Origin of the sequence: Roseiterribacter gracilis (assembly GCA_018332375.1) — a bacterium.
GTDB classification, from domain to species: Bacteria; Pseudomonadota; Alphaproteobacteria; order BOG-932; family Roseiterribacteraceae; genus Roseiterribacter; species Roseiterribacter gracilis.
In genome coordinates, this window is the sequence record BOPV01000001.1 from 2,614,040 (window position 1) to 2,636,729 (window position 22,690).

The following is a 22,690-nucleotide window of genomic DNA, read 5'->3' on the forward strand; positions in this document are numbered from 1 at the left end:
GTCAGTACCCCGCCGCCATACCGTCGACGCGGCTTTCGGTGGCGGCGCGATAGACCTTCTCTTTCGCGTCCCACAAAATCGCTTCGTACGAGCCGTAATGTTCTTTGCCACTGCCATAGCTGCGCACCGCGTGGCCGCGCTTTTTGAGTTCTTCAACTGACGCGGCAGGAATGCCGCTTTCCAGCACGATTTCACCACCGGGCTTGCCGTGCGGATCGTCGGCGGTGCCGCTGCCGAAATGCTGCCAGCGCGCCGCGTCGCCCGCTTCCTGCACGTCCATGCCGAAATCGATCAGGTTGGCGAGGATCTGCACGTGGCCTTGCGGCTGCATCGCGCCGCCCATCACGCCGAACGACAACCAAGGCTCTCCGTCTTTGGTCGCAAAGCCAGGAATGATCGTGTGGAACGGACGCTTCGACGGCGCGTACTGGTTGGGATGTCCGTCGGTGGTGACGAACAGACCGCCGCGATCCTGCAGCATGAAACCGAGACCGTCGGGCACGAGGCCTGAACCGGGACCGCGGAAATTCGACTGGATCCAGCTCACCATCATCCCGTCTTTGTCGGCGACGGTGAGATAGATCGTGCCGCCATGTCCGGTCGGCGCGCCCGCTTCCACCGCTTCGAGCGCCTTGTCCATGCGGATCAGTTTGCGCCGTTCGTTGGCGTAGCTTTTCGACACCAGCGATTCGACCGGCACCGTCATCGCAGCGAGATCGGCATAGAGTTTGGCGCGATCGGCGTAAGCGATCTTCTTCGCTTCGATCATCACATGCAGCGCATCGGCACTGCCCGCGCCCATCGCTTTCAGATCGTAGCCTTCCATCAGATTCAGCATCTGCAAGGTTGCGATGCCCTGCGTGTTGGGTGGCAGCTCCCAGACATCGACGCCGCGATATTTGGTCGAGACCGGTTCGACCCATTCGCCTTGATGCGCGGCGAAATCTTCTTCGCGCAACCAGCCGCCGATCCGCTGCATGTAGCTGCTGACTGTTTTGGCGATCGCGCCTTTGTAGAAGGCGTCGCGCCCACCGGCCGCGATCGCCTCGTAGGTCTTGGCAAGATCGGGATTGCGGAACATCTGGCCTTCGCGCGGCGCGGTGCCGTCCGGCATCCACAGCTTGCGCGCATTGTCGATCTCTTCGAGTTCGCCGCTTTTGTGTTTGGTTTCGAAGATGCCGAGGCTGCGCGCGATCGCCATGCCGATATATTGCGACCAGGGAAATCCGTCTTTGGCGTAGCCGATCGCGGGCGCCAGCAGATCTTTCATCGGCAGCTTGCCGAACTTGCCGTGCAGCGCGAACCAACCGTCGACCGTGCCCGGCACGGTCACCGAGATGGCGCCGTATTGCGGCAGGAATCCCTGCGCGTCGCCTTTGGTTTTCACCTTCGCAAGATCGAGCCCTTTCGGACTGCGGCCCGATCCGTTGTAGCCGTAGAGCTTCTTCGTCTTGGGATCCCAGACGATGGCGTAGAGATCACCGCCAATGCCGCTGCCGGTCGGCTCCATCAAACCGAGCGTCGCATTGGCGGCGATGGCGGCGTCGATCGCGCTGCCGCCTTTCTGCAAAATCTGAATCGCGACCTGTGTCGCAAGCGGCTGGCTTGTCGCCGCTGCGCCGTGCGGCGCAACAACCGGACTGCGCGTCGCAAGTTTGAGACCGGTGAGGCGATCGCCGCGACCAATGTCGGCGGCGGTTGCGGCGAGAGGCTGGCCGAGAATTCCGGTCATTGCGATGAGCGTTACAAACTTTCTGGGGAAGCGCATGGCGCATCGAACCATCGCCGCGCTGCTGCCGCAATCGACACCCATGTTGGCCCCATGAAGAAGTTGCTCTTGGCTCTGCCGCTGCTGTTGCTCGGCGCTGCCGGTCCGGCCGCCGCCCACAGCCCGTCGCTCACCGTTTCGGTGGGTCCGTCTTACGGTTACGGCTATGGCTACGCGCCGGCGCCGGTCATCGTCCGCCCGTGGCACCGCCATCACTATTGGCGCCCGCATCCGGTCGTGGTCGTTCCGGCACCCGCCTATTACGGCCCGCCGCCGGTCTATTACGCGCCGCCGCGCGTCGTATATCGCCCCTACGGCTATTACGGCCGCTACTGAAGTAAAAAGGCCGGTACGGGTTGCTCCGTACCGGCCTTTTCTCTGTTCGCGCTCTTTTACGCGGCGGCGCGTTGCGCCGCATCGCCGATCAACAGCCCGTCGGCATTCGCCGTGACGTTCACCGTCGAACCATCAGCGATGCGCCCCTGCAAGATCGCTTCGGCCAACGGATTCTGCAGCGACCGCTGGATCACGCGCTTCAACGGGCGCGCGCCATAGACCGGATCGTAGCCGGCATTGGCGAGCCAGGTTTTCGCCGTCTCGTCCAACGACAGCTGGATCTTGCGATCGTCGAGCAGCTTCTGCAGGTGGCGAAGCTGGATGTCGACGATGCCGCCCATCTCGCCGCGGCTGAGACGACGGAACAGCAGGATCTCGTCCAACCGGTTGATGAATTCCGGACGGAATGAGTGCCGCACGACTTCCATCACCTTGTCGCGCACCACCGGCAGCAATTCGCCTTCGGGTTCGTTGGCGAGAATCTCGCTGCCGAGATTCGACGTCAGCACGATCAGCGTGTTGCGAAAGTCGACCGTGCGGCCCTGGCCGTCGGTCAGGCGACCGTCGTCCAGCACCTGCAGCAGCACGTTGAACACGTCGGGATGCGCTTTTTCGACTTCGTCGAACAAGATCACCTGATACGGACGGCGACGCACCGCTTCGGTCAGCGCACCGCCTTCTTCGTAGCCGACATAGCCGGGCGGCGAACCGATCAGACGCGCGACCGAGTGCTTCTCCATGTACTCGGACATGTCCATGCGGATCATCGCCTGGTCGTCGTCGAACAGGAATCCGGCCAGCGCCTTGGTCAGTTCGGTTTTGCCGACGCCCGTCGGGCCTAGGAACAGGAACGAACCGATCGGACGGTTGGGATCCTGCAAGCCGGCACGCGCGCGACGCACCGCGTTCGACACCGCCGTGATCGCTTCGTCCTGGCCGATGACGCGCGCATGCAGCGCCGACTCCATGTGGAGCAGCTTTTCGCGTTCGCCTTCCAGCATCTTGTCGACCGGAATGCCGGTCCAACGCGACACCACGCCGGCAATATCCTGCGAACGCACTTCTTCGTTCAGCATGCGATCGCCGGCGGCTTTTTCGGCTTCGGTCAGACGGCGTTCCAGATCGGGAATCTTGCCGTAGGTCAGCTCGCCCGCTTTGGCCCAATCGCCGCCGCGCTGCGCCTGGTCGAGTTCGGTGCGCGCCGCTTCGAGTTCGCCTTTGATCTTCTGCGACAGCGACAGCTTCTCTTTTTCCGCCTGCCAACGTTCGGTCAGATCGGCCGACTGTTTTTCCAGCCCCGTCAGTTCAGCTTCGAGCTTGGTCAGACGATCACGCGACGCGTCGTCATGTTCGAGCTTCAGCGCTTCGCGTTCGATCTTGAGCTGGATGATGCGTCGGTCGAGTTCGTCGATCGCTTCCGGTTTGGAATCGACCGCCATGCGCAGGCGCGAACCGGCTTCGTCGATCAGGTCGATCGCTTTGTCGGGCAAAAACCGGTCGGTGATGTAGCGGTTCGACAAAGTCGCAGCCGCGACGATCGCACCGTCGGTGATGCGCACGCCGTGATGCAGCTCGTATTTCTCTTTCAGGCCGCGCAGGATCGAGATCGTGTCTTCGACCGTCGGCTCGGACACGAAGACGGGCTGGAAGCGCCGCGCCAGCGCTGCGTCTTTTTCGATATGCTTGCGATATTCGTCGAGCGTGGTGGCGCCGACGCAATGCAGCTCGCCGCGCGCCAGCGCAGGCTTCAGCATGTTCGACGCATCCATCGCGCCGTCGGCTTTGCCGGCACCGACCAGCGTATGCAGCTCGTCGATGAAGACGATGATTTCGCCGGCCGCCGACTGGATTTCCGCCAGAACCGCTTTCAGCCGTTCTTCGAATTCGCCGCGGAATTTGGCACCCGCAACCATCGCGCCGAGATCGAGCGACAGAAGCTGCTTGTCTTTGAGACCTTCGGGCACGTCGCCTTTGATGATGCGCAACGCCAGACCTTCGACGATCGCGGTCTTGCCGACGCCGGGTTCACCGATCAGCACGGGGTTGTTCTTGGTCCGGCGCGATAGAACCTGAATCGTGCGCCGAATTTCTTCGTCGCGGCCGATCACCGGATCGAGCTTGCCGTCACGCGCCGCCGCAGTCAGGTCGCGCGCATATTTCTTCAACGCGTCGTAGCTCTGCTCGGCGGTTGCGCTGTCGGCTTTGCGCCCTTTGCGCACCGCTTCGATCGACGCGTTCAGATTCTGCGCATTGACGCCGGCTGCCTGCAGCGCACGTGCGCCCGGCGTCTGACCGTCGACGAGAATGGCCAGCAGCAGACGTTCGGCGGTGACGTAGCTGTCGCCCGCCTTCTGCGCGATCTTTTCGGCCTGGTCGAAAATCCGCGCGATCTCGGGGGTCGCAAAGACCTGGCCCGCGCCCGCACCTTCGACTTTGGGAATCTTGTTGAGCTCGGCTTCGACCGCGGACAGCGCGCGCGCAGGATCGCCACCCGCAGCGCGAATCAAATTGGCCGCGAGGCCTTCTTTGTCGTCGAGCAGAATCTTGAGCAGATGCTCGGGCGTCAGACGCTGATGGCCAGAGCGCAACGCCAGCGCCTGGGCCGCCTGCACGAAACCGCGTGCACGCTCGGTGTATTTTTCGAAGTCCATCCGGCACTCCCCTTTTCCGCGACGCCCGAAGCACGCCGCCGACAGAATTCGGGCCCGCCCCGAAGGCGCGGGCCCGAACCCCTAGATGGGAAGCACGACCGAGATCGCCAAGGCTTCTGGCGACCGGGGTCGATCAGGCGGCGTTTTCGCCTTCGGTCTCGTCGTCGAGCTTTTCGTTCAGGCGCTGGGCCAGCGAGCGATGGTCGGTGGTCGCCGCTCGCGGTTCACGCTCGACGCGGGGTTCCTTGGGCTCGCGCGGTTCGCCACGCGGGGCGCGTTCGCGGCGCACCGGACGCGGCGGCGTTTCGGCCTGGGCCTCTTCGCTGCGCGGTGCTGCTTCGCGGGGTTCCCGCGGCTCGCGCGGTTCACGCGGCTCGCGCACTTCCCGTGGCTCGCGCACCGGCTGCGGCGCACGTTCGCCAGCGTCGCCACGCGGCTCGCGGGCTTCGCGCGGCTCACCACGATTTTCACGGGGTTCACGCGGCTCGCGCGGTTCGCGATTTTGCTGTCCGTCGCCGCGATATTCGCCACGCGGTTCGCGCGGCTGCTGGTCGCCGCGATATTCGCGGTTCTGGCCACCGTCGCGATTGCCGTCACGATCGCGATTCTGGCCATCGCGGTTTTGCCCATCGCGATTTTGATTTTCGCGCGGCTGGTGCGGATGTTGGTAGTGCGGCTGCTGGGGCTGGTCGCCGCCTTCATAGCCGTCGCCGTTCCCGTTGCCGCCTTCGCCGTCGCCTTCTTCGTCGAAGCCTTCGCCGAATTCACGCCGGAAATTGTCGCCGCTTTGACCACCATTGTACGGCGGGCGTTGGCCCTGCGAGTCCTGGATCTGGGCGATGATGCGGAAATAATGCTCGGCGTGCTGCAGGTAGTTTTCCGCCGTGACGCGGTCACCTGCGGCCTGCGCGTCGCGCGCCAGTGCCAGATATTTCTCGTGCACCTGATAGGCGCTGCCGCGAATACGAACGTCCGGACCGTTGGAATCATAGGTCTGGTTTCGACTCGGCATTCCGCCGGGGCGACGGTTGTTGTTGTTATTGTTGTTGCGTCCCCGCGAGCGGTTCTTCTGTCCTTGGCGCATCACGATTTGGTCACGTCCTCGAACGTCACGAGGTTTCAGGGAGCGGCGTCGGACGCTGAATGCGTCAGGACACGGTCATTCGTCGTCGAAGGGTCCGGGTCGCTTGGCTGGGCGGTCGATCAAGATCGACGGCCATCTGCCGCTGGAGCCAACCTAGCCGATCGCGCCTGAGCCGCCAACCAGCCTTTTATTGGCGCTGCGCGATGACGCAGCGCTCGATACCGCCGAGATCGCGGGCGCTCCCGGCCGAGCGCAAGCCGACCTCTTCCAGGATCCGCATCACCGCGGGCGCCTGGCCTTGCCCGACTTCCAGCACGGCACAACCGCCCGGATCGAGCAGCCGTTGCAGGTCCGGCGCCAGTTCGCGGTAGGCATCGAGTCCGTCCGGCCCGCCATCCAGCGCCAACACCGGATCGAAGTCGCGGACTTCGGGCGACAGGCCGGCAATGTCGCCGCGCCGAATGTACGGCGGATTGCTGACAATCAGGTCGAATCGCTCGTCGATCCCTTTGCCCCAATCGCCGTTGCGAAACCGCGTGCGCCCGTCGAGGCCGAGTCGCTGGGCATTCTCGGTCGCGGTTGCGACCGCGCCCGGCGCGCGGTCGATCCCAAGCCCGGTCGCGTTCGGCAGTTCGGTCAGCAGCGCCAGCAGGATCGCACCGGTGCCAGTGCCGAGATCCAGCACGCGCACATGCAGGTCACGGTCGGGCACCAGTTTCAGCGCCGAGTCGATGATGGTTTCGGTATCCGGCCGCGGGTCGAGCGTGTCGGGCCCGACCAGCAGGTTTAAACTCCAGAACTCGCGATTGCCGAGAATACGCGACACGGGTTCGCGCGCGGCGCGGCGATCGATCAACCGGCCCAGCTCGGACCGTTCGTCGTCGGTCAAATCGCGGTCGGGGCCGATATAGAGCTGATTCCAATCGGCACCCAACGCGTGCTGCACCAGCAGACGCGCATCGAGAACGGGTGTTTCGACGCCGGCCGCGCGCAACCGCGCGACCGCGTCTTTGAGGGACTGACGTTGCGACATGGGTCAGCTAGATGGGGCCAGCAGGTGCTGTTTCCAGAACTGCATGCCGCTGAGGAATTGATAGTCGGCGTTTTTCTTCTTCTTGAAGCCGTGACCCTCGTCGAGACCGACGACGTACCAGGTCGGCGTGCCCAAGGTGCGCAGCGCCTGCACCATCTGGTCGGCTTCGGTTTTCGGCACGCGCGGATCGTTGGCGCCCTGCACGACCAACATCGGCTTGGTGATCTTCGCCACGTTGGTGAGCGGCGAGATCTTCTGCAGAAACTCGCGCATCGCCGGATCGCGTTCGTCGCCATATTCGACGCGGCGCAGATCCTGCCGGTACGGCGAGGTGTTGGTCAGGAAGGTCACGAAGTTCGAGATGCCGACCACGTCGATCGCGGCGCGCAACCGGTCGGAATAATGCGTCATCACCGCCAAGGTCATGTAGCCGCCGTACGAACCGCCTTGCACGCCGATGCGCGCGCCGTCGGTTGCGCCGTCTGCTTTCAACCAGTCGATGACCGCGCCGATATCTTTGACCGAGTCTTCGCGCTTCATCCCGTCATCGAGCTCCAGGAAGGTTTTTCCGTAGCCTTCTGACCCGCGCACGTTGGGATAGAAAATGCCGACGCCCAATTCGGCGACGAGATAGCCGGCGCGTCCGAGAAACTTCGGACGCGACTGGCCTTCTGGCCCGCCGTGAATGTCGATGATCACCGGACGCTTGCCCGGAAATGCTTTCGGGTCGGGGCGATAATAGAAGCCGGAAATCTCCAGACCGTCGAAGCTCTTCAGCTTGACCAGTTCAGGCTCGCGCAACCGGTCGAGCTTCATGTTGCCGGTCTCGGCCGTCGTCCAGCGCACCGCGTTGCCGTTTTTCAGATCGACGACGAACACGTCGCCAGGCGATTTCGCGCTGGTGATGCCAAGGCCGAGCTTGCTGCCGTCATCGCTGATCCGCGCCGTGCCGATTTGTCCTTCGGGAAGTTTCGGCGCCGGACGTTCTTTGCGCGTCTTGAGGTCGATCAGGTGCAACACCGAGCGACCTGCCTCGTTGACGAAATACGCGGCGACGTCGCCGCGCGTCGGCATCGCGAGTTCTTCCACGTCCCAGCGCAGATCGGGCGTCACTACGTCACGATTGCCGGTCTTCACGTCGTAGCGCACGAGACGCTTCGATTCCGCGCCGACATCGCTCGCGTACCAGATGCCCTCGCCCGACGGATCGAACTGCGCCAGGTCGTTGGCGCCTTTGATGCCGTTGCGCGGTGTGATTGCGGTCTTGGTACCGGCCGCAATATCGACCAGCCAGACATAGGATTCGTTGATCGAGATCGACTCGTTCACCAGCAGCTTCTTGCCGTCGGGTGACCAGCCGGTGACGGTCCAGCCTTCGCCGCCGCCATCGACTTGCAGCGCAATCTTGTCGGTCGACGGATCGCGCGGATCCATCACCCAGATGTCGTTGTCTTTGCCGTTCCGGCGCGTCGAAGCGTACGCCACACGCGTGCCGTCGTTGTTCCAATGCTGCGTCTGGTTGCGCGACTTGCCGTCGGTCACCAAGGTCGCTGCGGCGCTCTTCGGGTCGAGGCGATAGAGCTGCCAGAACTCGGCGCCGCCTTTGTCTTGCGCATACAGAATGACGTCGCCACGCGACGGTGCGTAGGCCGCACCCGACACCGGATCGTCGCCTTTGGTCAATTGTTCCGGCTTGGCCAACGGCGCGGTGACGCGATGCAGATGGGTGACGTTGCCGGCGCGGCGCGAAATCAGAATGCCGTTCGATTTGGGATCGAAGCCGACAAAGCTCGCGCCGTTGAATTCGGTGTAGTTGGCGACGTCGGCCTGCAGCGCGTCGGACAGTTCGGGCACGCCGTCGGCGCGGATCGTGTCGGGCGGCGTCACCGCCGCAACAGCGGGACCCACGAGCGCAAGCGTTGCAACAGTGGCGAGGATCGAAAGACGCATTGCGAAAACCCCCTGTTTTTTATGACAGCGCCGCCAGTCGTTCCGACTGATCCGCCTGCATCAGCGCTTCGACGACCTCGTCCAGCGCCTCACCCGCCATCACCTTGTCGATTTTGTAGAGCGTCAAGTTGATTCGGTGATCGGTGACCCGCCCTTGCGGGAAATTGTAGGTGCGAATTCGCTCCGACCGGTCGCCACTGCCGACCTGGCCTTTGCGATCGGCGGCGCGCGCCGCGTCGATTTTGGCGCGTTCGGCGTCGTAGATGCGCGAGCGCAAAATCTTCAGCGCCTTGGCCTTGTTCTTGTGCTGGCTCTTCTCGTCCTGCTGCGACACGACGATGCCGGTCGGCAAATGGGTGATGCGCACCGCGCTGTCGGTGGTGTTGACCGACTGTCCACCCGGCCCCGACGAGCGAAACACGTCGATGCGAATGTCTTTGTCCTGAATGTCGATGTCGACTTCTTCGGCTTCGGGCAGAACTGCGACGGTTGCCGCCGAGGTGTGAATGCGGCCCTGCGTTTCGGTCTTGGGCACGCGCTGCACGCGATGCACGCCGCTTTCGAATTTCAGCCGCGCAAACACGTTGGCGCCGGTGATCGACGCAACCGCTTCGCGCGCGCCGCCGAGATCGGTTTCGGCGCCCGACAGAATTTCAAACCGCCAACCGCGTAGCTGCGCGTAGCGCTGGTACATGCCGAACAGTTCAGCTGCGAACAACGCCGCTTCGTCGCCGCCGGTGCCGGCGCGCACTTCGAGAATTGCGTTTTTGGCGTCGGCTTCGTCTTTGGGAAGCAACGCCAGCTTCACCGCCTGTTCCAGCGCGGGCAGCTTTTCTTCCAGTTCGGCCAGTTCGGCGCTTGCGAGATCCTTCATTTCAGGATCGGTCAGCATCGCTTCGGCTTGTTCTTTGTCGGCGACCGCGCGCTTCCAGGCGGTGATCGCCTCGGCGACCGGCGTCAGCTCGGCATATTCACGCGACAGGCGGACATATTCATCGGGCGCGATGGCGCCTGACAGCGCGTCGCGCAATTCGATCCACCGCGATTCAACGCGATTCAGCTGGTCCGGGCGAAGCATGAGGCCGGTGGTTGTGCCCGACGCGGCCCCGCCGAACAAGCCGCTCCCGCGCTTTCAGCCCCACAAAGCAGGGTCAGGCGGTGCGATCTGCACGCCGGTATAGGCAAGCGCAGGTACACGGTCCTTGGCCAACAGCAACGGCGCATCGAGATCGACATATTTTGCCATCTGCGCCACCAGCACGCCCGGCGCCATGCCAAGCGACGAGCCGAGCATGCAGCCGACCATGATCTCGAACCCCGCTTCGCGCGCCGCTTTTGCCAGCGCCAGCGCTTCAGTCAGGCCGCCCGTCTTGTCGAGCTTGATGTTGACGACGCTGTATTTGCCGATCAGCGCCGGCAACGAATCCAATGCATGCGCACTTTCGTCGGCGCCGAGCGGCAACGGTGAATCGAAGTCGCGCAGAAATTCGTCTTCGGCCGCGGGCAACGGCTGTTCCAGCATCTCGATGCCAAGTGCAGCAAGTTGCGGCGCGTCGGCGATCAAGAACTCGCGGCGATAGCCTTCATTCGCATCTGCGATGAGACGCGCCTGCGGTGCACCGCGCCGCACCGCCGCAACACGCGGCACGTCGTTGCCGTCACCGGCGAGTTTGAGCTTGAGCAAGGGCAGATCCGCCGCTGCACGCGCGGCTGCTTCCATCTTGTCGGGATCGTCGAGGCTGATCGTCAGCACGGTATGAACCGGCTTGGGCGTGGCCAGACCGGCCAATTGCCACGCCGGCTTGCCTGCCTGCTTGGCTTCGAGGTCCCAAAAAGCGCAATCGAGCGCGTTGCGCGCCGCGCCCGGTTTCAGCAGGGCTTGCAGCCCGGTTCGGTCCAAACCAGCCTCGACCGCACCGCGCACAGACTCAATTGTTGCGGCCACGGACTCGACGGTCTCGCCATAGCGCGCATTCGGCCCACATTCTCCACGACCGCGGACGCCGTTTTGGGTGAGTTCTGCCACCACGACGGGGGCCTCGGTCTTGGCCCCACGGGCGATGCGAAAGACCTGGCGAAGTGGAAATCGTTCGATTTGGACGGCGAGCTGCATTGCAGGGATGGCGTTGCTCGAGTTGGGGGTGGCGGCTAGGTTCTGCCGCCCCGCGAACCTGCCGGACCGCGCCTCGCCCTGCAATCCGCGGCTGGGCAATGAACCAGCCGGCGCAACAAAGCGTACGCAATTGAGCACAACAAAGCTGACACGGCGCGTGACGATCCCCGAGCTTGCTGCCCGCAAAGGCGGCCAGCCGATCGTTGTCCTGACCGCCTACACGGCACCGATCGCGCGCCTGCTCGATCCACATGTCGACGCGCTGTTGATCGGCGATTCCGTCGGCATGGTTCTGCACGGCATGGATGACACGTTGGGCGTCACGCTCGACATGATGGTGCTGCACACGCAAGCGGTGAAGCGCGGCTCGACGCGCGCAGCGATCATCGCCGACTTGCCGTTCGGCACCTATCAATCGTCGCCGCAACAGGCGTTCGACGCATCGGCAAAACTGCTCGCTGCCGGCGCGCAGGCGGTGAAGCTCGAAGGCGGCCGCACCATGGCGGCGACGATTTCGTTTCTGGTCGAACGCGGCATTCCGGTGATGGGCCATATCGGCCTGACGCCGCAATCGCTGCACACGATGGGCGGTTTCCGCGTGCAGGGCCGCGACGAAGCAGCAGCCGAGAAGATCATCGATGACGCGCGCGCAATCACCGAGGCGGGTGCGTTCAGCGTCGTGATCGAAGGTGTTATGGAGCCGTTGGCGCGCCGCATCACTGAGACGATTGCCATTCCGACGATCGGCATCGGTGCGTCGGCGGATTGCGACGGCCAGGTTCTGGTCACCGACGATATTCTTGGGCTGACCGGCGACGCGACGCCGCGCTTCGTGCAGCGCTATGCCGACCTGGCGGCGACGATCGACGAAGCAGCCCGCAAATTCGCCGACGACGTTCGCGCCCGGCGCTTTCCCGGCAAAGCTCACATCTTCTTCCCGAAAGCGGCGCAATGATTTCCAAAGTCGCGACCGGCGTCGCCCGCACGGTCGGCGCGGCGCGCGCACGCGTCACCGAATGGCGCGCCGAACGACAACGCGTCGCCCTGGTGCCAACCATGGGCGCGCTGCATGATGGGCATCGCGCCTTGATCGATCACGCGCGTCGGCAGGCCGATCGCGTCGTCGTCTCGATCTTCGTCAATCCGAAGCAGTTTGGACCGCGCGAAGATTTCGGCGCTTATCCGCGCCGCGAAGGCGACGATCTGGATCTGCTGCGTGCAGCGGGCGTCGATCTGTTGTTCGCGCCGCCGCTCGAAGCGATGTACCCGGACGGGTTCGCAACCACCGTGTCGATCGCCGGACCGCTGACCACAAGCCTGGAAGGCGCACACCGGCCCGGCCATTTTGATGGCGTCGCCACCGTCGTTGCCAAGCTGCTGAATCAGATCGGTCCCGACCTGGCGTTCTTCGGGGAAAAAGACTGGCAGCAATTGCAGGTGATTAAGCAGCTGGTGCGCGATCTCGACCTGCCGCTGGAAATTCTGACTGTGCCGACGGTGCGCGACAGCGAAGGTTTGGCCCTGTCGTCGCGCAACGCCTATCTGACGCCCGCGCAATTGATCACCGCGCAGAAGCTGAATCGCATCCTGCAGGACGTGGCAAGCAAGGCCGCCAAGGGTGACATTGCGGACGCGCGCAGCGCCGCACCGGCGCGACTGCGCGAAGCTGGCTTTGACAGCGTCGACTATGTTGAGATTGCTGATGCTGAAACGATGCAGCCAGCGCCCGTCGCAAGCGGTCGCGCCTTGCGCGTCTTGGCTGCGGCGCGCATCGGCACGACGCGCCTGATTGATAATTTCCCGGTGGAACTGAGCACATGAAGCAATTCGGGGTTTGGTGTTTCCTGCTGCTGGCACCGTTCGCCGCAGCGCAATCGCCGGATCCTGAAGCTGCAACCAAGAGCACCGCGAAACAGGCGGTAACGGCGAAACAATGGATGGCCGTTGCGGCCAATCCGCATGCATCGCGCGCTGCAGCGTCGATGCTCGAGGCCGGCGGCAGCGCGGTTGATGCAGCCATCGCCGCACAGCTGGTTTTGAATCTCGTCGAACCGCAATCGTCCGGTTTGGGCGGCGGCGCCTTCGTTCTGACCTGGTCGAAAAAGACTGGCGAGTTGCGCAGCTATGACGGGCGCGAAGTCGCACCGGCCGCATCGACCCCGCAGGATTTTCTTGGGCCCGACGGCAAGCCGCTCGGCTTCTTCACCGCAATCGAGAATGGTCGCGCGGTTGCAGTGCCGGGCTTGCCGCGCCTGCTCGAAACGCTGCATCGCGCGCATGGAAAATTGCCGTGGGCGACCTTGTTCGAGCCCGCAATCAAACTTGCGGAAACCGGCTTTGCCGTGTCGCCGCGCCTGGCCACCTTGCTGGCGCAAGGGCAGCGCTATTTCGACAACACGCCCGACATGCACGCCGTCTATTATCACGGCGACGGCACGCCGCTCAGCGTCGGCGAGACGTTCAAGAATCCGGCCTTGGCAAAGACACTGCGCGACATCGCGAAGAATGGCGCCGATGCCTTCTACAAAGGCGAACTCGCGCGGCAATTGCTGGCCAAGCTGCAACAGGCAGCGGCGACCGCATCAACGCCGGTGACGGTGCGCATGCAAGCCAGCGATCTAGTCGCCTATCGCACCAAACTGCGCGAACCGATTTGCGAACCGTATCGTGCCTATCGTGTGTGCAGCGCCGGCATGCCGAGTTCGGGCGGTGCCACGACGTTGGAAGCGCTGGGCATGTTGGCGAATTTCGACCTGCCGTCGATGAAGCCAGACGATCCCCGCGCCTGGCATTTGTTGGCCGAAGCAGAACGGCGCGCCTATGCCGACCGCGAACGCTACATGGCCGATTCCGATTTCGTGCAAGTACCGGTGCAGGGACTGCTGGATCGCGCCTATCTCGCCGGTCGTGCGGCGACGATCGATCCAACCCGCGTCACGGTGCAACGCGCACCAGCGGGCGAGCCTGCAGGCGCACCGCCGTCGCGCGCACCAGACCGTTCGTTGGAGCGCCCGGGAACGTCGCATCTGACCGTCGTCGACAAAGACGGGCTGGTCGTGTCGATGACCACCTCGATCGAAACCGCGTTCGGATCGCGCCTGATCGTCGGCGGCTTCATTCTGAACAACCACATGACCGATTTTTCACTGGCGCCGACCGGGCCCGACGGCGCGCCGGTGGCAAACCGGATCGAACCGAACAAGCGGCCGCGTTCATCGATGATGCCCACGATCGTGTTCGATGCGAACAAGCTGCCGGTGCTGACGATCGGATCGCCGGGCGGCAGCGCCATTCCCGGCTATGTGATGAAGAGCCTGGTGGCCCGGCTCGATTGGAAGATGGATCTGCAGGCGGCGCTGGATCTGCCGCATGTCTTCAATCGCAACGGTACGACCGAACTCGAAACCAGCACGTTCAAAGCAGCGCTCGAAGCAATGGGTCACCAGGTGCGGGTTTCGCCGCAATCGAGCGGGCTGCATGCGATCGCATTTGAAAACGGCTTGTTGATCGGCGCCGCTGACCCTCGCCGCGAAGGGCTGGCGATCGGTAAATAGCGGCGTTTAGGCCGCGCGTTCGCGGCGCTGCTTGGCGCGGGGCGCGATTGCGACCGGCGCGGGCGCGGTGCTCGGCACTGCCAACAGCGGTTCGGCACGACCCAGCCGGACCGTGACGCGATCGAACGGCACTGCATGTGCAGTCTGTACGGTGCCGAGCAGCCCCATGGTCAGCCCGATCGAGATGATTATCGCGCGCATGGTGTGGAACTCGGCTTGGATTGGGGCGTTTGTGCGTCCCTCAGCCCCATAACCACCCAGCTGCGAGATCGTTCCCAACTCTGTTGCATTTCTGCATCAGGCTCTGAAAACAAAGCCGCATGGCTGTGATGCAGCTAATGAAATCAGGAACGTGGTTGTTAAATCCACGTTCGCCCACCGGACATCCCGGGAGGGTAGCTTGGTCGGCCCCGCCCAAGCGCGACGTGGGTCCACAGATTTCGTCGTTAGAAGAAAACAATCGGAAGGAATGAAAACATGACTCGGAACTGGTCCCTGCGCGGCACTGCCGCGGCGCTCGCTGTAGCAGCCGCTGCGTTCTCCGCGCCGGCGCACGCCGACGGCTTTTACATTGGCCTGAACGGCGGCTGGAATTGGGCGCAGAACCAGAAGGTCGATGTCGGCACGCTCGGCATTGCCGGCGCGACGGGCACGTACAAGGCCAAGCATGATGACGGCTACGCGATCAACGGCGCGGTCGGCTATGCCTGGACCAACGGTTTCCGCACCGAATTCGAAATCGGCTACAAGGAAAACCAATTCAAGACGGCGCTCGGCGTCGGCGGCATGAACGGCCGTGCGCAGGTTTGGAGCGCGATGGCGAATGTCTACTACGACATTCCGGTCTCGTTCCCGTTGAAGCCGTATGTCGGCGGCGGCCTCGGTGTTGCCAACTGGGACGTCAAGGGCGGCCTGACCAACAGCGCCATTCGCGTCAACGACGACACGAGCGACATCGCCTGGCAGGCGATCGCGGGCGTCTCGTACAACATCAATCCGAACTGGGCGCTCAACCTCGAGTACCGCTACTTCGAAACGCCGCTGGGCAGCAGCTCGGGCCCGAAGGGCATCCGCAACGATTACTCGTCGCAGATGGCTTTGATCGGCCTGCGCTACAATTTCGGTGTGCAGCAGCAGGCCGTCGTCGAGCAGAAGGTTGCGGCACCGGCGCCGGCGCCAGTGAAGGCACCGCGTAGCTACCTCGTGTTCTTCGACTTCGATCGTTCGGACCTGACGCCGGAAGGCACCAACATCGTCCGTACGGCCGCAACCAACGCCAAGTCGGGCAACGTCACGCGCATCGAAGTGACGGGTCACGCCGACCGTTCGGGTTCGGACGCCTACAACCAGCGCCTGTCGCAGCGCCGTGCGCAGACCGTGCAGGCCGAGCTGGTTCGCGACGGCATCCCGGCCGACCAGATCGCTGTCTTCGCCAAGGGCGAGTCGCAGCCGCTGGTGCCGACGCCGGACGGCGTGCGCGAGCCGCAGAACCGCCGCGTCGAGATCGTCTACAAGTGATCTAGCGCGTAGCGCTGGATCATCCCCGCGCAGGCGGGGATCCAGCGCAAAGAATGAGGGCGGTGCATCGCGAGATGCACCGCCCTTTTTCATTCCACCTGGGCCCCGGCCTTCACCGGGGTGACGACGCTAGCGTGTCGTCACTTGGAAGAACCGCTGCTGCCAACCGGCGCCGCCGACGCCGTCTTCGGCACCGGGCAGTTCGAACGGATCGGCGATGCAATCGGCACCGGACGCTTCTGCGCGTAATCGATCAAAGCGTCGCCGTTTAGCGCAAGAACTTCGTCGTAGAGTTTCTTAGAGTCAGCGCAGAAGACAGGAGTGCCCTTCTCCATGTGCTGGCGCATCGCTTCATTGGCGAGCTTGGTGTTGAACCGGTCCATCTCGGACACGCCGCCATGCCCCTTGAACGCGCTCTGCATGTGCTTGCCGCTCGTCGTGAGCTGCTTTTCAAATTTGCGCACGAACTCGCCGTAGCCGATGCGCGAATCGCAGGACAGCGCGCCGACCATCATTTCTTCTTTCAGCGCGCGGACGTGGATCGCCACTTCTTCGGCGCTGGGCTTGCACTCTTTCGCCGCGGCGGGCGCGGCCGGTTTGGCGGATTTGGAGGTCGCGGCGACAGCGGGACCGGCGATCGCGCCGGCAACGCAGGCGGCGGCGATCCAGGGACGAAGACGGCGGACAAAAGGCACGTGCGGCAACTCCTCGAAACGGCGGGCGCGGACCCTTCTCTCACGCGGCCGACTCGGGTGGCAAGCCAACCAACTCGTGACAAATCCCGCGAAAATCGCGTGATTCAAACAAGTTTGTGGGCGAGGTCCGCGGGATCGCGCGTTTCCCGGCCGCGGGCTGTAGTCGCGGCCTCTCGCCGCTGGGACCGCCGTTTGTTTGCATCGGGCCAGGGCAGGTGCTTCATTAGCGGCCATCTTTTCCGAGGGCGGCTCAGGGGCGCGTTTCGCGTCCAGCAGCCGAAAAGCTGGCAATGAATTACGACGCCTTCTTCGCTGAGAAACTCGCGCAGCTCTGCGCTGAGGGGCGGTATCGCGTCTTCGCCAACCTCGAACGTTCAGCCGGTAGTTTTCCCAAAGCGATCCTTCGCCACGAAGGCCCCGCAGGCGAATTTGTGGCGCGCGAAGTCACGATCTGGTGTTCGAACGACTATCTCGGCATGGGACAGCACCCGTCGGTGCTCGCTGCGATGCACGAATCGATCGACCGCGTCGGTGCCGGCGCCGGCGGTACGCGCAACATCTCGGGCACCTGCGTCTATCACGTCGAGCTTGAGCAGGAATTGGCGGCGCTGCACGCCAAGGACGCGGCGCTGCTGTTCACCTCGGGCTACGTCGCCAACGAGACGACCCTGTCGACGCTGGGCAAGCACCTGCCCGACTGCGTCATCTTCTCCGACGCGCTGAATCACGCTTCGATGATTCAGGGCATCATCAACTCGGGCGCTGAGAAGCGCGTCTTCCGCCACAACGACGCGGCGCATCTGCGCGAGTTGCTGGCGCAGGTCGAACCCGGCCGCGCCAAGCTGGTCGCCTTCGAAAGTGTGTATTCGATGGATGGCGACATCAGCCCCATCAAAGAGATTTGCGACGTCGCGGCCGAGTTCGGCGCGATGACCTATCTCGACGAAGTGCACGCGGTCGGCATGTACGGCCCGACCGGCGCCGGCGTCGCTGAACAGGCGGGCCTGGCCCATCGCATCGACGTAATCGAAGGCACGCTGGGCAAGGCGTTCGGCCTGGTCGGCGGCTACATCGCCGCGTCGAAGCATCTGGTCGATTTCATCCGCTCCTACGCACCAGGCTTCATCTTCACCACGGCGATGTGCCCGGTGGTTGCGGCTGGCGCGCTCGCCAGCGTGCGCCATCTGCGCAACTCGAACGTCGAGCGCGACGGCCAGCAGCGCATGGCGGCCGAAACCAAGCGTCGTCTTCTGGCCGCCGGCATTCCGGTGATGGACAGCAACACGCATATCGTGCCGGTGATGGTCGGCGATCCGGTCCAGACCAAGCGCATCACCGACGAGCTGCTCGAACGCCACAATATCTACGTGCAGCCGATCAACTATCCGACCGTGCCACGCGGCACCGAACGCCTGCGCCTGACGCCGTCGCCGCTGCACACGACCGAAGATCTCGACCATCTGGTCGCATCGTTGACCGAAATCTGGGGCCGGCTGCAACTGCGCAAGGCCGCGTAAAGCGCGGCGCCAACAAAGCTTCGCAAAGCGGCGTTGCGCACGGCACCGGACATGAAAAAAGGGCCGCGGATTTCCGCGGCCCTTTTCTTTTGTGCGATCCGCCGCGGCTAAACCGCCACGGTCGTTTCCAGCCTGCGTCCGGGACGGCGGCGTGATTTGCCGACGTCGCCGCTCGGTTCGGTCGCAGCCGCGTCTGCTTTCGCAGCCGCTTCTTCACCGACGAGAAGCCGGTACAGCTCGGTGCGGGCACGCGACAGACGGCTTTTGATCGTGCCGACGGCACAACCGCAGATCTCGGCCGCTTCTTCGTACGAGAAGCCCGAGGCGCCGACCAAGATCAGCACTTCGCGATGTTCGCGCGACAGCTTGGCCATACCGCGCTTGAGTTCCTGGAACTCGAGGCGCGCTTCCTGGCCTGGCGCCACGGCGAAGTAATCGAGCGCGCCGTCCTCGATCGAGTCGAACTTCAGACGCTGCCGCCGCAGATTGTTGACGTGCAGGTTGCGCAGGATTGTGAAGGTCCACGCCTTGAAGTTCGTGCCCGGCTGGAATTGATGCCGCGCACGCAAGGCACGCACGATCGTGTCCTGCACCAAGTCGTTCGCGTGATCGGCATTCTGCGTCACAAAGCGCGCGAACGCCCGTAAGTGTGGAATGTTGGCGATCAGCTCGCGTTGGAATTCGGCTTCTGCCGCCGCGTCATCGACGGGCGACGGAGTCGAAGCAGCTTGTTGAATGGAAGCTTCCATTGGCGTGTGTTCGTTGCTCATTTCAACCGCGCTTCCAGCAGCTTGATGAGATCGCGCGGAATGGGCTCCTGCACGACGGGGTCATAGAGCTGGCGCAGGTGATGCGTCAGCCACTGATCGAACGCCGGATCGGCGGGCGATTCGATGGCACGCAGGCCGGGGAAGTCTTCCTCGGTCTGGCGGGGCTGGTTTTGTTCCAAATTGTCCATGGGGCTCTCTCGGGGTCACATTGAAACAAGCGACCGCGAAAAAGGTTCGTGACTTTCGGAGATGCCCCCTGGATCAAGGGTTTGATCCAGGCGTTAGTGGCCCGTGCCGACGATCGAGGTAAACATCTTGGTAAGGGTTTCGACCGATGGTCGGCACCCGTGCGTCGCCGGACCGGCGCCACCTTCCAGCTCCGCCGGAGATCCCGGACTCGCATGACTGCCACACGTCGGATCCTCATCATCGAGGATGAGATGTTGATCGCCGACCACTTGGCCGCACTGCTCGAACGGTCGGGGTGGGACGTGACTGGCCGCGCTATGGACGCCGAAACAGCGATGGTCATCGCTGAACGCGAGCGGCCTGGTTTTGCGATCGTCGACGTGTCGCTTCAGGGCGGCATCAACGGTATGACCGTTGGACGCGAACTCGCGGCGCGCTATGGCACGCGCGTCGTTTTCGTGACCGGCCATCTCGATCAGGCGGTACGCCAAGTGCAAGACATCGACGCAATTTTTGTCGGCAAGCCGTTCACCGACGACGAGATCCTTTCGAGCCTTGCCGAGGCGGAAGCAACGGCGCGCCGCTCGTGATTCTCGTCTTCGGCTCTCTGAACATGGATCTGGCGCTCAGCGTCGAGCGCCTGCCGAAGCCCGGCGAAACGGTTCTCGGACCGTCTTACGTTCTGACCCCCGGCGGCAAAGGCGCGAACCAGGCAGTCGCAGCCGCACGCGCTGGCGCCGAGACGCGCATGATCGGCACGATCGGCGATGACGAGTTCGGCCGCATGGCGCTGGCGTCGTTGCAACGCCAGGGCGTTGATGTCGGCGGGATCGGCAAAGGCACCAAACCGACCGGCTGCGCCGCAATTCTGGTATCGCCGCAGGCCGAGAATCAGATCGGCGTCGCCAGCGGCGCCAATCTCGAAGCCAAGGGCGACAACGTTCACAACGATCGGCTTGGCCCGGGCTCGACCGTGCTGATGCAGATGGAAGTGCCCGAAGCAGAAGTCTGGGCATTGGCCAAGCGCGCCAAGGCGCGCGGTGCGCGCGTCGTGCTGAATCTCGCACCGGTGCGGCCGGTGCCGCCCGCGTCGCTCAAAGATCTCGACGTGCTGATCTGCAACGAGCACGAGGCGAGCGTCCTGATAACGTCGCTGGGTGCGCCGGCTGGCCGTGATCCGAACCAGATGATCGGCGCGCTGGCCAAAGCGCTCGGCCTGACCTTCGTCATCACCTTGGGCGCCAAGGGCGCAATCGCCGCGACGCCAACCGAAGTCTGGATGGTCGACGCGCTGCAGATCAAACCGGTCGATACGACCGGCGCCGGCGATGCGTTCTGCGGTGCCTTTACCGCAGCACTCGACCGTCGCACGCCGATCCAAGGTGCGCTGGAACGCGCCAACGTCGCGGGCGCGCTCGCCTGCATGGCGTTGGGTGCGCAAGAAGCTCTGCCACGCCGGCAGACGATCGAAGAAAAGCTGCTGAGCAGCCCGCGCGCCTTCCGGTTAAATTAGGGCGCGCAGCGCTCTCCCGGATTTCAAATCACGAATTGAAAACCGGGAGGCGCTTCGCGCCTACATCAACGCTTTTGCGACGTGGCGCGCGGATCGAGCGCGTCCTGCAGGCCGTCGCCCAGAAAATTGAACGCGATCACGGTCAGGAAAATCATCAGACCGGGATAGATCGCCAGCGCCGGCGCCGAATAGATCAGGTCCTGCGCATTCACCAGCATGTTGCCCCAGCTTGGCAGCGGCAGCTGAATCCCGACGCCGAGATACGACAAGGTCGACTCGACCAGAATCAGATGGCCAATCGACAGCGTGACGGCGACGACAATCGGCGACACGACGTTGGGCAGCACATGCACGCGCATGATGCGCGCGTTAGAGGCGCCCAGCGCCAACGCGGCGCGCACATATTCGCGCTGCCGTACCGACAACGCGCCGCCGCGCACCAACCGCGCCACAGTCGTCCAGCCGAACAGCGAAACCACGATCACGATCCGGTACAGGCTGACCTCGTCCGACAATGCGATCGTCTGCGGCACGCCGAGCTTTTTCAGATCGATGGCGCTGAGGATGATCAGGAACGGCAAAATCGGCAGCGCGATCACACCGTCGGTGAAGCGCATCAACAGCGCATCGAGACGACCGCCGTAGAATCCCGCCAGCAACCCGACCAGCGAACCGATCACCGCCGCGCACAAAGCGGCGGCGACGCCGACCAGCAGCGACACGCGGCCGCCATAGAGAAGACGGATCAGCACGTCGCGCCCGATTTCATCCTGGCCCAACGGATGGCCCGGCGACGGCGGCGCGTACCGGCCGAACAGATCCTGGTCGGCAAAGGTCGTGCCCAGCCACGCTTCGAACAACGGTGCAGCCACGCAGACCAGCACCAGCGACGCAAGGAACACCGCACTGACCACCGCAGCGCGATGGCGCAGAAAGCGGCGCAGCACCATGCTGAACGGCGTGTGCGCAGGCTGGGTGATGCCGCTCTGCTCGGCTTCGAGCGACGGCGCCGGATCTTGCACGGTCATGGTCAGGCTTTTCGTGCGGCGAAGGTGACGCGCGGATCCAGCGCCGCGTAGGCGACGTCGGCGATCAGATTGGCGAGAAGGATCATCGCCGTCGCGGCCAGCAGCGCGACCAGCGCGACATTGAAGTCGTTGCCCATCACCGAGTCGTAGATGAGCTTTCCCATGCCGAGATAACCGAAGATCGTTTCGGTCACGACGGCGCCGGAAAACAACGTGCCGATATCGTGGCTGATGATCGTGACGATCGGGATCATGCCGTTGCGCAGCGCGTGCTTCCATACGACCGTCGTCTCGGCGACGCCTTTGGCGCGGGCTGTGCGCACATAATCCTGGCGCAGCTGTTCCAGCATCGCGGCACGAATGTGCCGGGTCAGAACGCCGGCATTCAACAAGGTCAGCGTCATCACCGGCATGACGAGATACGGCAACCGTGCCGCAAAACTTTCCGATCCGACCGGCGCCATGCCCGATGCAGGCAGCCAGCCAAGCGTGACGGCAAAGAGAATGATCAGCAGCAACGCCAGCCAAAAACTGGGCATCGAGATGCCGCCGAAGCAGAGGAAATTCACCAGCGTGTCGAGCTTGGTGTAGGGCTTGCGCGCGGCGTAGATGCCGGCGGGCAAGGCGATCCCCAACGCCAGCAACAAGGTGCACGCCATCAGGATTGCGGTGTTGCCCATGCGCGGCAGCACCACCGCCAAGGTCGGCTGCGCCGCCAGACGCGAATAGCCGAGATCACCCGACAAAGCGGCGAGCAACCAGTTGAAGTAGCGTTCGATCACCGGCTTATCGAGGCCGTACAGCGCTTTCAAACGCGCCGCATCGGCCGCGGTCAGATTCGGATCCGACGCGATCATCAGATCGATCGGGTCGCCCGGCATCAGGCCGATCAGCATGTACACGACGAAGGACATCACCAGGAGCACCAGCAGCGCCTGGAGCAGTCTTTCAGTCAGAAAGCGAGCCATGTT

21 protein-coding genes are annotated in these 22,690 nt (G+C 63.7%); 8 read left to right on the forward strand and 13 right to left on the reverse strand.

Annotated elements, in window-relative coordinates:
- Position 1: 1 nt before the first annotated feature.
- The gene (ggt, locus tag TMPK1_RS12940; protein ID WP_420243432.1) at positions 2-1,732 is read right to left on the reverse strand and encodes a gamma-glutamyltransferase; all 1,731 of its coding nucleotides are present in this window, start codon (positions 1,730-1,732) and stop codon (positions 2-4) included.
- A gap of 90 nt (positions 1,733-1,822) precedes the next feature.
- Between ggt (TMPK1_RS12940) and TMPK1_RS12945 the strand changes: the two genes are divergently transcribed.
- Positions 1,823-2,104, forward strand: a complete 282-nt coding sequence (locus TMPK1_RS12945) for a hypothetical protein (protein WP_420243433.1) — start codon at positions 1,823-1,825, stop codon at positions 2,102-2,104.
- Positions 2,105-2,160: 56 nt separating this feature from the next.
- Here the strand turns inward: TMPK1_RS12945 and clpB are convergent, their stop codons facing one another.
- The 6 genes from clpB to dgcA all read right to left on the reverse strand — a co-directional run bounded on the left by clpB (position 2,161) and on the right by dgcA (position 10,935).
- Positions 2,161-4,755, reverse strand: coding sequence for an ATP-dependent chaperone ClpB (gene clpB / locus TMPK1_RS12950; protein WP_420243434.1), 2,595 nt, complete (start codon positions 4,753-4,755; stop codon positions 2,161-2,163).
- A 133-nt stretch (positions 4,756-4,888) separates the two neighbouring features.
- Positions 4,889-5,839 (reverse strand): DUF4167 domain-containing protein, encoded by a 951-nt coding sequence (locus TMPK1_RS12955; RefSeq protein WP_420245664.1) that lies wholly within the window; start codon positions 5,837-5,839, stop codon positions 4,889-4,891.
- Positions 5,840-6,026: 187 nt separating this feature from the next.
- Entirely contained in the window at positions 6,027-6,872 is an 846-nt protein-coding gene (gene prmC, locus TMPK1_RS12960; protein ID WP_420243435.1) for a peptide chain release factor N(5)-glutamine methyltransferase, read from the reverse strand.
- 3 nt (positions 6,873-6,875) lie between these two features.
- The gene (locus tag TMPK1_RS12965; RefSeq protein WP_420243436.1) at positions 6,876-8,822 is read right to left on the reverse strand and encodes a S9 family peptidase; all 1,947 of its coding nucleotides are present in this window, start codon (positions 8,820-8,822) and stop codon (positions 6,876-6,878) included.
- Between the two features lie 19 nt (positions 8,823-8,841).
- Entirely contained in the window at positions 8,842-9,900 is a 1,059-nt protein-coding gene (gene prfA, locus TMPK1_RS12970; RefSeq protein WP_420243437.1) for a peptide chain release factor 1, read from the reverse strand.
- 54 nt (positions 9,901-9,954) lie between these two features.
- Positions 9,955-10,935 carry an N-acetyl-D-Glu racemase DgcA gene (gene dgcA / locus TMPK1_RS12975; protein ID WP_420243438.1) on the reverse strand — a complete coding sequence of 327 codons (981 nt, stop codon included), beginning with the start codon at positions 10,933-10,935 and terminating at the stop codon, positions 9,955-9,957.
- A 130-nt stretch (positions 10,936-11,065) separates the two neighbouring features.
- Here dgcA and panB point away from each other — a divergent pair, with 130 nt between their 5' ends.
- The 3 genes from panB to ggt (TMPK1_RS12990) are packed head-to-tail and all read left to right on the forward strand — an operon-like array spanning position 11,066 to position 14,489.
- A complete protein-coding gene (panB, locus tag TMPK1_RS12980) occupies positions 11,066-11,890 on the forward strand; it encodes a 3-methyl-2-oxobutanoate hydroxymethyltransferase (protein WP_420243439.1) in 825 nt (274 codons plus the stop codon).
- Entirely contained in the window at positions 11,887-12,756 is an 870-nt protein-coding gene (gene panC / locus TMPK1_RS12985; RefSeq protein ID WP_420243440.1) for a pantoate--beta-alanine ligase, read from the forward strand. Before panB ends, panC begins: the two co-directional genes overlap by 4 nt.
- The gene (ggt, locus tag TMPK1_RS12990) at positions 12,753-14,489 is read left to right on the forward strand and encodes a gamma-glutamyltransferase (RefSeq protein ID WP_420243441.1); all 1,737 of its coding nucleotides are present in this window, start codon (positions 12,753-12,755) and stop codon (positions 14,487-14,489) included. The genes panC and ggt (TMPK1_RS12990) overlap by 4 nt, the downstream gene beginning before the upstream one ends.
- Positions 14,490-14,495: 6 nt before the next feature.
- On the opposite strand, the gene TMPK1_RS12995 is transcribed toward ggt (TMPK1_RS12990), so the two are convergent.
- Positions 14,496-14,690 carry a hypothetical protein gene (locus TMPK1_RS12995; protein WP_420243442.1) on the reverse strand — a complete coding sequence of 65 codons (195 nt, stop codon included), beginning with the start codon at positions 14,688-14,690 and terminating at the stop codon, positions 14,496-14,498.
- A gap of 276 nt (positions 14,691-14,966) precedes the next feature.
- Between TMPK1_RS12995 and TMPK1_RS13000 the strand changes: the two genes are divergently transcribed.
- Entirely contained in the window at positions 14,967-16,007 is a 1,041-nt protein-coding gene (locus tag TMPK1_RS13000; RefSeq protein WP_420243443.1) for an OmpA family protein, read from the forward strand.
- A gap of 140 nt (positions 16,008-16,147) precedes the next feature.
- Here the strand turns inward: TMPK1_RS13000 and TMPK1_RS13005 are convergent, their stop codons facing one another.
- Positions 16,148-16,936 carry a hypothetical protein gene (locus TMPK1_RS13005; protein WP_420243444.1) on the reverse strand — a complete coding sequence of 263 codons (789 nt, stop codon included), beginning with the start codon at positions 16,934-16,936 and terminating at the stop codon, positions 16,148-16,150.
- A gap of 56 nt (positions 16,937-16,992) precedes the next feature.
- On the opposite strand from TMPK1_RS13005, the gene hemA reads away from it, so the two are divergent.
- Positions 16,993-18,219, forward strand: coding sequence for a 5-aminolevulinate synthase (gene hemA / locus TMPK1_RS13010; protein WP_420243445.1), 1,227 nt, complete (start codon positions 16,993-16,995; stop codon positions 18,217-18,219).
- Between the two features lie 107 nt (positions 18,220-18,326).
- Here the strand turns inward: hemA and TMPK1_RS13015 are convergent, their stop codons facing one another.
- Complete coding sequence (locus tag TMPK1_RS13015) at positions 18,327-18,989, reverse strand: sigma-70 family RNA polymerase sigma factor (protein ID WP_420243446.1); 663 nt, start codon at positions 18,987-18,989, stop codon at positions 18,327-18,329.
- Complete coding sequence (locus TMPK1_RS13020; protein ID WP_420243447.1) at positions 18,986-19,177, reverse strand: NepR family anti-sigma factor; 192 nt, start codon at positions 19,175-19,177, stop codon at positions 18,986-18,988. The genes TMPK1_RS13015 and TMPK1_RS13020 overlap by 4 nt, the downstream gene beginning before the upstream one ends.
- A gap of 48 nt (positions 19,178-19,225) precedes the next feature.
- Here TMPK1_RS13020 and TMPK1_RS13025 point away from each other — a divergent pair, with 48 nt between their 5' ends.
- Positions 19,226-19,768, forward strand: a complete 543-nt coding sequence (locus TMPK1_RS13025; RefSeq protein ID WP_420243448.1) for a response regulator — start codon at positions 19,226-19,228, stop codon at positions 19,766-19,768.
- A complete protein-coding gene (locus tag TMPK1_RS13030; protein WP_420243449.1) occupies positions 19,765-20,691 on the forward strand; it encodes a ribokinase in 927 nt (308 codons plus the stop codon). Before TMPK1_RS13025 ends, TMPK1_RS13030 begins: the two co-directional genes overlap by 4 nt.
- A 65-nt stretch (positions 20,692-20,756) precedes the next feature.
- Here the strand turns inward: TMPK1_RS13030 and TMPK1_RS13035 are convergent, their stop codons facing one another.
- Both TMPK1_RS13035 and TMPK1_RS13040 read right to left on the reverse strand, forming a co-directional pair.
- Positions 20,757-21,719 carry an ABC transporter permease gene (locus tag TMPK1_RS13035; protein ID WP_420243450.1) on the reverse strand — a complete coding sequence of 321 codons (963 nt, stop codon included), beginning with the start codon at positions 21,717-21,719 and terminating at the stop codon, positions 20,757-20,759.
- Positions 21,720-21,721: 2 nt separating this feature from the next.
- Entirely contained in the window at positions 21,722-22,687 is a 966-nt protein-coding gene (locus TMPK1_RS13040) for an ABC transporter permease (protein ID WP_420243451.1), read from the reverse strand.
- Positions 22,688-22,690 lie beyond the last annotated feature (3 nt).